The organism is Sphingomonas sp. MS122 (genome assembly GCF_049532975.1).
GTDB lineage: Bacteria > Pseudomonadota > Alphaproteobacteria > Sphingomonadales > Sphingomonadaceae > Sphingomonas.
This window is the reverse complement of sequence record NZ_CP186695.1, coordinates 2,554,696-2,566,743: the sequence shown is the minus strand read 5'-3', so window position 1 is coordinate 2,566,743 and position 12,048 is coordinate 2,554,696. Positions and strand designations below refer to the sequence as shown.

The window sequence follows — 12,048 nt, the reverse complement described above, 5'->3', positions numbered from 1 at the left end:
CCGCTAGGAGGATTGGAGAATATCTGACGCCGACCGATAAAACCCGCCGCCGTCCTCCCCCCAGACGGACGGCGGCGGGCAGCGCTTCAACGGCAATAGCAGGTCTTGCTCCTGACCTTCACCGGCGCGCGATAGAGCTTCTTGGACGGGGCGCGGCGCACCACCCGGGTGCCGCCGCCATAGGTGACTTCCTCGACCGTCTCGGTCACCGTCGTGGTCACCACCGGCGCCGACTGGATCACCACCGTGGTGGTCGTCGGCGCGCCGTAGTAATAGCCGCCGCCATAGGCGTAGCCGCCATGGCAGTTGGCGACGCAGCGCAGCGGCCGCGCCGGCACGGCATGGACGCGCGGCGCCTCGCGATAGGCATAATCGTCGTCACGGTAATCGGGCGCGTCATAGTCGGCGCCGGGGCCGCGATCGTCCGCCTCGCCTTCGTAATAGCCGTCGCGTTCGTAGCCGCGGTCTTCGCCCTCGTAATAGCCCTCGTCGCCTTCATAGGCGTAATCGTCGCGGTCCCAGTCGAGCCCGCTCACCGAGTCCCACACGCGGCCGCCCCGATCGACCAGCACCGCGTCGTCGTAATAGCGCACCCAGTTATAGCCATAAGGCGGGCTGCTCAGTCCCCAGCTCGACCAGTCGCTGATCCAAAAGCCGCCGCCGATCCAGTAGCTCGGCAGCGTCCAGCCGCGCACTGGCCGGCGATAGGCGCCCCAGCCGCCGGGCGCCTTCCACCCCGCATGCCAGCGCCCGCGGATCTTCTCGCCCCAGCGCCAGCCCGGACGGTGCGTGCCGGGCTTCCAGTTGCCGGGCCTGCCCGGGTTCCAATGGCCCGGAGTCCCGGGCTTCCAGCCGGGCGTACCGGGGTTCCAGTGACCGGGCTTGCCCGGCTGCCACCCGCCCGGGCGCGGCACCCCGGGAGTCGGCTTCCAGCCGCCCGGGCGCGGCGCGCCATGCTGCCAGCCGCCGCCGCGCGGCGGGTTCATCCGGGGGATCGCCGTCGAGGGCATCCGCGGCGCCTGCATGCTCGGGCGCGCGCCCTGCATGCTGCGCTGCTGCGCGACCGCGGGCGCGGCGAGCGACAGGCTGCTCACCGCAGCGACGATCAGGGTGGCGGTACGCATCGCGTTGACAGCTCCTTTGCCGGCGCACGCTTCCCGCAGGTGAAGCGCACGAGTCTTCACCATTTCTTAACATTTCCGTTTCGGTGTCACCACGAAGCGCTGTGGTTAAGAAGTCCCAAATCGGGCCAAGGGCTTAGCGCAGATATTTGTGCCCGGCCGGCGAACCGTTCCGATTCGGAACAGGCAGGACGGCCGTTAACCCGCGATTCGCGGCCCCAGCAGCGCCATCAGCGCCTCGCAGCCCGCGGCGTCCTCGGCATCGAACCGCCCGCGCGCCGGGCTGTCGAGGTCGAGCACCCCGATCAGCCGGCCGTTGTGCGAAATCGGCACGACCAGCTCGGCGTTGCTCGCCGCATCGCAGGCGATATGTCCCGGAAAGGCATGGACGTCCTCGACCAGCTGGGTCTCGCCGGTTGCCGCGGCTGCGCCGCACACGCCCTTGCCGAAGGGGATGCGGATGCACGCCGCCTTGCCCTGGAACGGCCCCAGCACCAGCTCGCCGTCGACGTTGCGGTAGAAGCCCGCCCAGTTGAGGTCGGGCAGATATTGCCAGATCAGCGACGCGGCGTTGGCCATGTTGGCGATCGCGTCGTCCTCGCCTGCGGTCAGCGCGTCGAGCGCGGCATGGAGATCGCGATAGAGCTCGGCCTTCGATCCGGCCGCGATGTCGAAGCTGTACATGGCTCGCAGGTGGCGCGGCGCAGGCCCGCACGCAAGGGGTCAGCGGCAGCGCGCCCGCTCGATCCCGTCCGCGCTCAGCGTGTTGCCGTCCTGCGACAGGGTGAAGCTGCGCGCATCCTCCCAGGTCTCGCCTTCGCCCGAATAGCGCGCGCGCACCGTGATCGTGCGTCCCTCGCCATGCACCGCGACCACGTCGCCGCTGCTCTCGTAGAAGCGCAGCCGCTTGGCCTCGATCCGCAGCCGGCTGTCGTTGTTGCCGGTGCCGCAATCGGCGGTCGTGCGGTTCCACTCGCCGCGGAAGGCCGCGGGGATCGTGCTCGCGTCCACGGCGGGGGATGGCGCCTTGGGTGTGGGCAGTGGCGCCTCGGGCCCCGGCGCGGTCGGCCGTTCGACGCTCTCGTTGGCGGCGGGCGGTGCGGCCGGCTCCTCCGAGCAGGCGGCGAGGACCAGCAGCAGGGCGAGCAGGACATGGCGCATCATGCGCCTCCCAACGCGCGAGTCACGCCGCGGTGCCCCTGGCATCGGCCTTGGCGAAGGCGCGCAGCGCATCCTTGCCGTTCCAGCGCGCGGTCCTGTCGTCCGATTCCGCCAGCCGCGCCGCCACCTCGCGCGCGGCCTTGCGCAGCGCCGCGTCCTTCTTGCCGCCGATCGCGCGCAGCGCCCAGTTGACGCCCTTCTTGACGAAATTGCGCTCGTCCCCCGCCGCGCCCTCGATCAGCGCCAGCCCCGCGATGTAATCCGCGTCGCGTCCGTGCAGCGCCAGGCAGGCGAGCAGCACGAAGCCCGCACGCCGCCCCATCTCGTCGTTCAGCTTCGTCCACGGCTCGACCATCGCGTCGGCCCCGGCCACGCGGTCGAACAGCTTGAAGCACACCGTGTCGGTCACCGCCCAATTGTCGAAGTCGCTGCGCCACGCATCCATCTGCGCCGCCGTCACCAGCCTGGGATCGTCGACCAGGCACGCCAGCATCCGTCCCTCGTAGACCCGCGTCGCCCACAGCGCGGCGGCAAGCTCGTGATCCTTGCCGATGCCCTTGGCGATCTTCTGGATCGCCGCCATCGGCACGCCGATCGCCCGGTCGGCGGTGACGATGCCGAAGCTCGGGCCGAGCTTGTCGCGATGCGCCGCCGATCCCTGCGCCTCGAGCGCCGCCAGCACCGCCTCCACTCGCGCCTTCACTCGACCTGGACCCGGGCGCGCCCGGCCTTGACCGCCGACCTGCCCTTCTTGGCGTCCACCCGCCGCGCCTTGGCCGCCTTGCTCGGCTTGGTCTTGATCCGCCGCGCGTCGCGCTCGTGCGCCTTCGCGATCAGCTCGGCCACGCGCTCGCGCGCGTCCTGGCGGTTGGCCTCCTGCGTCCGGAATTTGCGCGCGGTGATCACCAGCTCGCCGCCCGCGGTCATGCGGCTGCCCGCCAGCTCCTTGAGCTTGGCATAGGCATAGGGCGGCAGCCCCAGCCTGAACACGTCGATGCGCAGCTGCACCGCGGTCGCGACCTTGTTGACGTTCTGTCCGCCCGGCCCCGATGCGGCGAGGAACTTCTCCTCGACGATCGCTTCCTCGGGCAGCTCAGGCATCGTCGAGATCCGTCGAATCCTCGGCGAACCCGCCGAAGCCCATCGCCTTGAAGCGCGCCGGCGTCGGCGCCTCGCCATGCACGTCGGGCTTGCCCGGCCGCGGCACCGTGAGCTGCGCCGCGTGCAGCATCAGCGTCCGTCCGCCCGCGACGCCATAGACCGGGTCGCCGGTGATCGGGATACCCAGCCCCTCGGCGGCATGGACGCGGATCTGATGCGTGCGCCCGGTCTCGGGATAGAAGGCGACGAACGCGCGCCCGTCCTTGGCATCGAGCACGCGCCAGCGCGTCCGCGCCGCCTTGCCCCCACGGCTGCCATCCGCATCGCCGGTCATCCGCCACCCGCGCTCGGCGCTCGACACCTTGAGCAGCGGCAGGTCGATCAGCCCCGAATGCCCCTCCGGCACCCCGTCGATCACCGCGAGGTAGCGCTTGGTCACCGCCCCCGCCTCGAACGCCTGCTGGAAGCGCGCATGCGCCTTGGGGTTGCGCGCGAGCAGCAGGCAGCCGCTGGTGTCGCGGTCGAGCCGGTGCACCGGCGTCGGCCAGCGCTGGAAGCCGAAGGTCAGGCTGCCGAGATGGTTCTCCAGGCTGATCGATCCGTCGCGCGGCGGATCCACCGGTAAGCCCGCGGGCTTGTCGAGGATGATCGCCTCCCCGTCGATGAACAGCACATGGTCCTGGATCATGCCCTCGCAATGGGGAAAGCGGCGGCCGGTTGCAACCGGCACGTCGCCGATCCCGCGTCACATCGCGGCGAGGCGCCGCCGCACGCGGCGCGCCATCATTCTCGGCTTCCGCTTGAACAACTGCGCACCGGCGTCGAAGGACCGGGCGGTCAGGTCGCGTTCCTTCCGGTCAATGGCAGCGAGCAGGCGCGTCCGCGCGGCGCGCGGCGGGGCGTCGGCGGCCGCGCCCATGCGCTCGCGCAGCATCGCGAGATCATGGAGTTCGCCGAGCAGATCGCCGAGCAGGTCGAGCTGGACCCGGCCTGCGCGCAGCCCCCGGGGCAGCGCGCGGGCCAGCAGGCGGCGGTGAAAGCCATGGTCCTTCACCCGCTTGCGCCATTCGTGCAGCCGTCCCGCCGCCGGCTTCGCCTCGGCCGCCGCCAATGCCTTGCGGGCGCGCCGGTAGGATTTCTCGAGGCCGTCGGCGAGCGCATCCAGGCCTTCGGCGTCGAGCGTCCAGCCCGCCACACGCCCGCGTGCCGCGCGGAGCCGTTCGCCCACCGTCGCGAGCGCGCCCTCGACCTCCGCCGCCGTTGCCGCCCCTCTGTCCTCGCCGACGAGCGGCCGCAGCCGCGCGGCATCGCCGGGCAGCGCCTTCGACGCCCATGCCCGGAGCAGCCCGTCGAGCGTATGCCGCATCACCGTCGCGTCGCGGCTCGACGACAGCAGCCGCGCCATGTCGCGAAACGCGGCGTTTTCCGGCACGTAATGATCGAAATGCGGCCGCACGAGCCTGAGCAGCGCACGCAGCTTCTTGGTGCGGCGGCGAAGCCGATGCACGACCTCGTCGCGCCGCAATCCGGGGTCGTCGATCTCGGCGAGGGCGCGGTCGATCTGGCTGCACGCGATGCGCCGCAGCGCCGCCTGCGCGGTCCGGTCCCGGGGCTTGACGCTATAGGCCATGCATCGCTTCCCTCTCGGGAAAGCTAGGCGGACCGCTCGCGAAACGCCATGACCTCAGCCGAAGCGATAGGCATCCATCGCCAGCACGCCATAAGTATAGCTGTGGTGCAGCCGCTCGGCCCGCAAACCGTCGGCGCCGCCGCCCGCTCCCATCGCGGTGAACAGCGGCAGGATATGGTCGGGCGTCGGATGGTTGAGCTTGCCGTTGGGCGCCAGCTCCACCGCGCGCAGCACCGCGTCGGTGTCGCCCGCGTCGAGCCGCTCCTTCATCCAGTCGGCGAACGCCGACACCCAGCCGGGCACCGCCGCGTCGTGATCGCGTCCCTCGACGAAGATCGCGCGCAGATTGTGCGTCAGGCTCCCCGATCCGATGATCAGGACGTTGCGCTCGCGCAGCGGCGCCAGCGCCTGCCCCACGCGATAATGCCATTCGGGCGCATGCGCGCTGCTGATCGACAGCTGCACCACCGGCACGTCGGCTTCGGGCCAGGCCAGCATCAGCGGCACCCATGCGCCATGGTCGAGCCCGCGCGCCGGATCGAGGAAGGCGGGAATCCCCGCCCCCTCGACCAGCCGCGCGACCTCCGCCGCCAGCGCGGGGTCGCCCTTGGCCGGATAGCGCAGGTCGAACAGTTTCTGCGGAAAGCCGCCGAAATCATGGATCGTCGCCGGCGCCTCTACCGAGGTCACCACCGCCTCCGTCATGTCGTGATGCGCGGAGACCATCACGATCGCGTCGGGCCGATCGATCTGCCCGGCCAGCCCGGCGAGGAACTCCCGCGCCGGGCTGGGCTCGAACATGATCATCGGCGAGCCATGCGATACGAACAGGGCAGGCTGGCGCGCCATGACGTTACGCGATCAGCTTCGCCGCGGTCTCGGCGATGCGCTTGCCCTGGTAGCGAGCCCCGTCGAGATCGGCCTCGCTCGGCTGGCGGCTGCCATTGCCGTCGGCGATCGTGGTCGCGCCATAGGGGCTGCCGCCCTTCACTTCCTCGACGCCCATCTGGCCGGCATAGCCATAGTCGAGGCCGACGATGGTGAGGCCGTGGTGAAGCAGGTTGGTGATGATGCTGAACAGCGTCGTCTCCTGCCCGCCATGCTGGGTCGCGGTCGAGGTGAAGGCACCGCCGACCTTGCCGACCAGCGCGCCGCGCATCCAGATGCCGCCGGTGGTGTCCCAGAACGCCGCCATCTGGCTCGACATGCGGCCATAGCGCGTCGGTGCGCCGACGATGATCGCGTCATAGCTGGCGAGCGCCTCCGGGCCCTCGATCACGGGATGCGAGTGGTCGGGCTGGAAGCCGGCGGCCGCGACCACTTCGGGCGGCGCGGTCTCGGGGACGCGGCGGACGTCGACCTCGGCGCCCGCCGAGCGCGCGCCCTCGGCGACGGCGTCGGCCATCTTCGAGAGATGTCCATAGGACGAGTAATAGAGGACCAGAACCTTGGCCATTGCATGTCTCCTGATGTGAAAGGGGTGGAGCGGCCCGCCGGGGAAGAGGGGGTCGCGGACCGCTCCGAGGGGCCTTGTCAGTCGGCGTCGACGAGCACGATCTCGGCGTCCTCGATCGCTTTGATCGTGACGGTCTGGCCGCCGGTAAGCGCGGCACCGTCGCGGGCGTCGAAAGGCTGCCCATCGATCTCGATCCTGCCCACTGCAGGGACGAGATAGGCATAGCGCCCCTCACCCACCGTGTGCGTCAGGCTCTCGCCCGCCTTGATCGTCGCGCCCAGCACGCGGGCATCGGCGCGGATCGGCAGCGCGTCGCCGTCTTCCTCGAAGCCCGAGGCCAGCGTCACGAACTTGCCCGAACGCTCGCCCTTGGGGAACGGCTTGGCGCCCCAGCTCGGCGCGCCGCCATTGGCCCGCGGCATGATCCAGATCTGGAACAAGGTCGTGGTCTCGGGCTCGAGATTATACTCGGCGTGCCGCACCCCGGTCCCCGCGCTCATCACCTGGACGTCGCCGGCGCCGGTCTTGCCGGTATTGCCCATCGAATCCTGGTGCGTGATCGCGCCGGTCCGGACATAGGTGATGATCTCCATGTCCTTGTGCGGGTGCGGCGGGAAGCCGCTGTTGGGCGCGATCTCGTCGTCGTTCCAGACGCGGATCGCTCCCCAGCCCATCCGGTCGGGGTCGTAGTAATTGGCGAAGCTGAAATGGTGACGGGCATTGAGCCACCCGTGATCGGCATGGCCCAGGCTGTCGAACGAGCGTTTCTCGATCATGTGTGCCTCCTTGGTTGACGCCCAAGATAGGCTTCCCGGTCAGTGCGTAAACGGAAACGTCCGAAACAGATCGTTTCCCAAATCCACCGAAGCTGCTAAGCGGACCGGGCACCAACGGGGAGCCCGGACCATGCCGAACCGTCTTCTGCTCTGCGCCATCCCGCTCGCGCTGCCGGTGCCGGCGCTCGCCCAGCAGGCGATACCGGTGACCTGCCCCGCGGCGCCGACCGCCGATCGCGACGGGCAGAAGGATTTCGACTGGGAGATCGGCGCCTGGACGACGCATCTCAAGCGCCTCAAGAGCCCGCTGTCGGGCTCGACCGAGTGGGTCGAATATCGCGGCACCACCGATGTCCGTCCGGTAATGGGCGGCCGCGCCAATCTGGTCGAGCTCAAGGTCGAGGGACCGGCCGGGAAGATCGAGGGCGCGTCGTTGCGGCTCTACAATCCGCAGGCCCGCCAATGGTCGCTGCATTTCGCCAGCGCGGGCGGCGGCGTGCTGACCCCACCGACGATCGGCAGCTTCCGGGACGGCTGCGGCGAATTCTATGCCCAGGACAGCTGGAACGGCCGCACGATCCTGGTCCGCTTCGTCATCTCCGACGTCACGCCCAATTCCGCCCGCTTCGAGCAGGCCTTCTCGGCCGATGGCGGGAAGAGCTGGGAAGTGAACTGGATCGCCACCGACACGCGAAGGAAACCGTCATAAGACTCCCCGATTTCGAAGCCTGGGCGATCTTCGCCTGCGTGGTCGAGCACCGCTCGTTCAGCGGCGCGGCGGAGGCGATCGGCGTCTCCAAGGCGACCGTGTCCAAGGCGATCGCGCGGCTCGAGGCGCAGCTCGGCACCGCGCTGTTCCATCGCACCTCGCGCCGCCTCACCCTCACCGACAGCGGCAACGCGCTGGCCGAGCGCGCCGGGCGCATCCTCGCCGAGGCGCAGCAGGCCGAGGAGGCCGCGCTCGACGCCGCCAAGGCGCCCTCGGGCCTGGTCCGCATCGCCGCGCCGATCACCTTCGGCATCCGCTTCGTCTCGGACGCGATCGCCGATCTGCTGGTCGAGCATCCGGGGATCGAGATCGACCTGCGCCTGTCCGACGCGCGCGTCGACATCGTCGCCGACGGCTTCGACATCGCGCTGCGCATCGCCGACCTGCCCGACAGCTCGCTGCGCGCGCGCCGCCTCGCCCCGATCACCGCGCGCGTGGTCGCGGCGCCGCCCTATCTCGAGAAGCACGGCACCCCGCGCCATCCCGCCGATCTCGCCCATCACGCCTGCTTCCTCTACGCCAATGCGATCGGCGCCTGGCATTTCCGCAAGGCCGATGGCGAGGAGGCGGCGGTGCGCCCCGCCGGCCCGCTGATCACCGACAATGGCGACGCGATGCTCCCGGCGTTGCGCGCCGGGCTCGGCATCGCGCGCCTGCCCGACTTCATCATCGACGAGGATCTGGCGGCGGGCCGGCTGGTCGAGATCCTCACCGGCTGGTCGCCGATGAACATCGCGCTCCACCTGCTCACCCCGCCCAGCACCTTGCGTCCGGCGCGGGTCGAGCTGGTGATCGATTTCCTCTCCCACCGCTTCCGCAACATCTGCTCGCGGGTCGAGGCCGAGCGCAAGGGAAAGCCGGCATAGAAAAGGCCGGCCCGCGACTTGCGCGGACCGGCCTCGTTCCGGCGTTGCGATCAGTTGGTCTTGAAGCGCACGCCGATACGGAACCTGCGACCGAGCAGGTCCGAATAGGTGCTGTTCGCCGCCAGGCCCGTTTCGGGCAGGAGCAGCGGCCAGCGGTTGAACAGGTTGGTGACGTTGAAGAACACCTCGCCCACGCCCTCGCCCGCGATCTGGATCTTCTGCGTCAGGTTGAGGTCGACATAGAAGGTGCCCGAGACGTTGATGTCGTCATAGGTCTGGTAGGTCGACGTCGTGGTCGTCACCGGGCACCCGGTCTGACACTCGATCGCATTGGCGAGATACTTGCCCGCGCTCACCCCGCGCGCGGTGGTGGTGATCGAGAAATCGGGCGTGTCGTAGCTGATGCTCCCGCGGAAGATCCAGGTCGGCGTGGTGTACTGGCCGCCATTCGAGCCCACGCTGTCGAGCGGCACGACGCCGGGGATGCCGGTGTCGATGATGTTCTCGATATAGCGTGTCGCCAGTCCGCGCAGCGTTAGATTGCCCTCGGCGTTGGCGAAGATGTTGCTCAACGGCAGGCGGTAGGAGGCATCGATATCGACGCCCCGCGCCAGCCGACGCGCGAAGTTGAACGGCTGGTTGCGGATCAGGATACGCGCCGAGCTGTTCGGGTCCTGCGTGATCGCCGCGCAATATTCGGGCCGCCCGTCGAAGCAGCGGTTGACAATGTCCTGCGCGCTGAGCGTGTCGATCGCATTATTCAGATCGATTCGGAAATAATCGACCGCCAGGTTGAAGCCGGGCAGGAAGCGCGGCGAAAAGACACCGCCGATATTCCAGGAATCCGCCTTTTCCGGCTCCAGGTTCGGGTTGCCCAGGCTCAGCTGCGAATAGGAGATGCTCGAGCCGTAGTTGCCGCCATTGGGACCGCTGCCCGCGCCCCAGGGATTGCTGACCGCGTCCGTGTTCGACGATCCTGCCTGATACAGTTCGTTGAGGTTGGGCGCCCGGATATCGCGCGACCGCGTCACGCGCAGGCGGATATCCTCGATCGGCTGCCAGGTCGCCCCGGCCTTCCAGGTGGTGACATAGCCCGAGGTCGAATAATCGGTCGCGCGTACCGCGCCGTTGAATTCGAGGCCGAAGCCGAGCGGAACGACTGCCTCGAGATAGGCTTCCTTCACGTTGTAGCTGCCGTTGCTCGGCAGATAGTTGCCGACCGACCAGGTATTGAGCGTCGTGATGCCGCCAGCCGGGTTGGGGGTGACGGTCGGCTGGAATTCGGCCGGCACGAAGCCGCTGATCTTCTCTTCGCGATACTCGGCACCCACCGCCAGGCTGACGTCGCCGGCCCAGGTCGCGAACGGCGTCAGCGACAGGTTCGCGCCCACCACGAACTGCTCGGCGACCTCGTCGCGATAGGGATTGCCCAGAACATAGCTGATCGCCGCCGGGTCGGCGACGCCGATGCCAAGGCGGTTGAGCGGCCGGCAATTGGGATCGTTGTTGGTCGCGTCCGCATCGACGTTGATCCGGCACTGGATCGACCCGACCGCGTAGCCGCCGGGATTGCCCGCTTGCGCGAACACCGCGTCCACCGCGCTCGCGATGCGCTGGGTGTGCATGATGTTGGTCAGCTCTTCGTGCATTTCGGCACGGCCATACTGACCGAAGATGTCCCAGCGCGCCTCCTTGCCGAACGCCTCGAACTGGCCCTCCGCGCCGAGCAGGTAGCGCTGCACCTCGCGCTTGTTGTTGACGCCGCGGAACGGCAGGTCCGCCGCCGTCGTGCCGATCGTCACGCCGGTGATCCCGGCGAGCTGCGCGGGGCCCAGCGCCTGGATCAGGAAGGCGTTGTCCGCCGCAAGGGTGCTCGCGCCCGCGGCGCCCCGGCCGACATTGGATGCGCTGAACGCGGTCGTCGTGGACGCGAGGTTCGGGCCGGCGTTGAACACGATCCGCTGCCGGTTGTACGATCCTTCGGCGAACAGCTCGACGCCGTCGGCGATCTCGTAGCTCAGGCGCGCGAACACGCCGTAACGCCGGTCCTGCGGATCGAGGCCGATGCGCCGGCCGGAATCGTTGACTTGCCAGCTTCCGCCCTGGTTCAGCGTCGGCGGCGAGCTGCCGGTCGCCGAAGGGAAGGTCAGCGCGCCATACTGGTATTGCAGGACCTGCCCGCCCTGGCCGAAATAGATGCCGCGCAGCCTGTTGGCCGTGCCGCCCGACGAGTTGAGGATCATGCTGCCCGGCGTCGAGTTCGACGCGCCGACCTGGCGGCGAATCAGATAGCGCGGCGTGGTGCTGACGCCCGACACCCAGTTCGGGTCCTGGATTCGCACATAGCCGGTGTGGTTCCACTCGCGATCGACCGAGAAGATGCCGTCGCGATGCGCGAGTTCGCCGCTCACCAGCAGGTGGCCGCGCCCGCCGGCGAACGACCAGCCCCCCGCGACGCCCATCGAATAGTTGAAGCCGTCGCCTTCCTCGGTGACGCCGGCATCGGCGTTGACCTTGATCCCCTCATACTTGTTGTCGAGGATGAAGTTGACCACGCCGGCGACCGCGTCCGAGCCATAGGCGGCCGATGCGCCGCCGGTCACCACCTCCACGCTCCTCACCAGCGATTGCGGGATCGTGTTGACGTCCACTAGGCCGGTGATCGTCGAGGCCACCGAGCGCCGGCCGTTGACCAGCACCAGCGTGCGCGTCTCGCCCAGGTTGCGCAGGTTGAGCGCGTTGATGCCCGCCTGCCCGCTCGACAGGTTGAGGCGCGAGTTGGACGGCTGAGTCGATCCCGCGAGCGACGGCATCTGGTTGACGAAATCGGCGATGTTGTTCGACGGCGAGGTGTTCTGGATCTCCTCGAGCGTCAGCACCGTGACCGGTGTCGGCGCCTGGAAACCATCGCGCCGGATGCGCGTGCCGGTGACGACCACCTCGCCCTCGCGCTCGGGCTCCTGCGCCGCTGTCGTGGGTGCGGGTGCCGTGTCCTGCGCGAATGCCGGGTGGGCAAGAGCGCAGACGGTAACAAGAAGCGCTGCCTTCATCTTCATCGTGGAGACCCCCTGAAATGTCCCGGTGCGCGTTATCGCGTCACAAACCCTGAGAATCCGAAGCTAATCACGCAACATCCTTGTCGGCAAACGCAAAATAAGGAGGAAGCCT

13 protein-coding genes are annotated in these 12,048 nt (G+C 69.0%); 2 read left to right on the top strand and 11 right to left on the bottom strand.

What is annotated here, in order from left to right; translation table 11 throughout:
* Positions 1-86: 86 nt before the first annotated feature.
* The 10 genes from ACO227_RS12375 to ACO227_RS12330 form a co-directional block, all read right to left on the bottom strand.
* Positions 87-1,124: an RcnB family protein gene (locus tag ACO227_RS12375; protein WP_423602139.1), complete on the bottom strand. Its 1,038-nt coding sequence runs from the start codon at positions 1,122-1,124 to the stop codon at positions 87-89.
* Positions 1,125-1,319: 195 nt separating this feature from the next.
* Positions 1,320-1,805: a GAF domain-containing protein gene (locus ACO227_RS12370; RefSeq protein ID WP_423602138.1), complete on the bottom strand. Its 486-nt coding sequence runs from the start codon at positions 1,803-1,805 to the stop codon at positions 1,320-1,322.
* A gap of 39 nt (positions 1,806-1,844) precedes the next feature.
* Entirely contained in the window at positions 1,845-2,285 is a 441-nt protein-coding gene (locus ACO227_RS12365; protein WP_423602137.1) for a hypothetical protein, read from the bottom strand.
* A 19-nt stretch (positions 2,286-2,304) separates the two neighbouring features.
* A complete protein-coding gene (locus ACO227_RS12360; protein WP_423602136.1) occupies positions 2,305-2,985 on the bottom strand; it encodes a DNA alkylation repair protein in 681 nt (226 codons plus the stop codon).
* The gene (gene arfB / locus ACO227_RS12355) at positions 2,982-3,383 is read right to left on the bottom strand and encodes an alternative ribosome rescue aminoacyl-tRNA hydrolase ArfB (protein WP_423602135.1); all 402 of its coding nucleotides are present in this window, start codon (positions 3,381-3,383) and stop codon (positions 2,982-2,984) included. Before arfB ends, ACO227_RS12360 begins: the two co-directional genes overlap by 4 nt.
* Entirely contained in the window at positions 3,376-4,071 is a 696-nt protein-coding gene (locus ACO227_RS12350) for an RluA family pseudouridine synthase (RefSeq protein ID WP_423602134.1), read from the bottom strand. The genes arfB and ACO227_RS12350 overlap by 8 nt, the downstream gene beginning before the upstream one ends.
* A gap of 57 nt (positions 4,072-4,128) precedes the next feature.
* Positions 4,129-5,013 carry a CHAD domain-containing protein gene (locus ACO227_RS12345; protein WP_423602133.1) on the bottom strand — a complete coding sequence of 295 codons (885 nt, stop codon included), beginning with the start codon at positions 5,011-5,013 and terminating at the stop codon, positions 4,129-4,131.
* Positions 5,014-5,067: 54 nt separating this feature from the next.
* Positions 5,068-5,862 (bottom strand): DODA-type extradiol aromatic ring-opening family dioxygenase, encoded by a 795-nt coding sequence (locus tag ACO227_RS12340; RefSeq protein ID WP_423602132.1) that lies wholly within the window; start codon positions 5,860-5,862, stop codon positions 5,068-5,070.
* A 4-nt stretch (positions 5,863-5,866) separates the two neighbouring features.
* Entirely contained in the window at positions 5,867-6,469 is a 603-nt protein-coding gene (wrbA, locus tag ACO227_RS12335; protein ID WP_423602131.1) for an NAD(P)H:quinone oxidoreductase, read from the bottom strand.
* A gap of 77 nt (positions 6,470-6,546) precedes the next feature.
* Positions 6,547-7,245 carry a pirin family protein gene (locus tag ACO227_RS12330; protein WP_423602130.1) on the bottom strand — a complete coding sequence of 233 codons (699 nt, stop codon included), beginning with the start codon at positions 7,243-7,245 and terminating at the stop codon, positions 6,547-6,549.
* A 130-nt stretch (positions 7,246-7,375) separates the two neighbouring features.
* On the opposite strand from ACO227_RS12330, the gene ACO227_RS12325 reads away from it, so the two are divergent.
* Positions 7,376-7,954, top strand: coding sequence for a hypothetical protein (locus ACO227_RS12325; protein WP_423602129.1), 579 nt, complete (start codon positions 7,376-7,378; stop codon positions 7,952-7,954).
* Entirely contained in the window at positions 7,951-8,880 is a 930-nt protein-coding gene (locus tag ACO227_RS12320) for a LysR family transcriptional regulator (RefSeq protein WP_423607345.1), read from the top strand. The genes ACO227_RS12325 and ACO227_RS12320 overlap by 4 nt, the downstream gene beginning before the upstream one ends.
* 50 nt (positions 8,881-8,930) lie before the next feature.
* On the opposite strand, the gene ACO227_RS12315 is transcribed toward ACO227_RS12320, so the two are convergent.
* Positions 8,931-11,936, bottom strand: coding sequence for a TonB-dependent receptor plug domain-containing protein (locus tag ACO227_RS12315; RefSeq protein ID WP_423602128.1), 3,006 nt, complete (start codon positions 11,934-11,936; stop codon positions 8,931-8,933).
* Positions 11,937-12,048: the final 112 nt, after the last annotated feature.

Bases quoted from the DNA above. Each gene is read 5' to 3' on its own strand.
- ACO227_RS12375 (WP_423602139.1), bottom strand. From the start codon at position 1,124: ATGCGTACCGCCACCCTGATCGTCGCTGCGGTGAGCAGCCTGTCGCTC.
- ACO227_RS12370 (WP_423602138.1), bottom strand. From the start codon at position 1,805: ATGTACAGCTTCGACATCGCGGCCGGATCGAAGGCCGAGCTCTATCGC.
- ACO227_RS12365 (WP_423602137.1), bottom strand. From the start codon at position 2,285: ATGATGCGCCATGTCCTGCTCGCCCTGCTGCTGGTCCTCGCCGCCTGC.
- arfB (WP_423602135.1), bottom strand. From the start codon at position 3,383: ATGCCTGAGCTGCCCGAGGAAGCGATCGTCGAGGAGAAGTTCCTCGCC.
- ACO227_RS12350 (WP_423602134.1), bottom strand. From the start codon at position 4,071: ATGATCCAGGACCATGTGCTGTTCATCGACGGGGAGGCGATCATCCTC.
- ACO227_RS12345 (WP_423602133.1), bottom strand. From the start codon at position 5,013: ATGGCCTATAGCGTCAAGCCCCGGGACCGGACCGCGCAGGCGGCGCTG.
- ACO227_RS12340 (WP_423602132.1), bottom strand. From the start codon at position 5,862: ATGGCGCGCCAGCCTGCCCTGTTCGTATCGCATGGCTCGCCGATGATC.
- wrbA (WP_423602131.1), bottom strand. From the start codon at position 6,469: ATGGCCAAGGTTCTGGTCCTCTATTACTCGTCCTATGGACATCTCTCG.
- ACO227_RS12330 (WP_423602130.1), bottom strand. From the start codon at position 7,245: ATGATCGAGAAACGCTCGTTCGACAGCCTGGGCCATGCCGATCACGGG.
- ACO227_RS12325 (WP_423602129.1), top strand. From the start codon at position 7,376: ATGCCGAACCGTCTTCTGCTCTGCGCCATCCCGCTCGCGCTGCCGGTG.
- ACO227_RS12315 (WP_423602128.1), bottom strand. From the start codon at position 11,936: ATGAAGATGAAGGCAGCGCTTCTTGTTACCGTCTGCGCTCTTGCCCAC.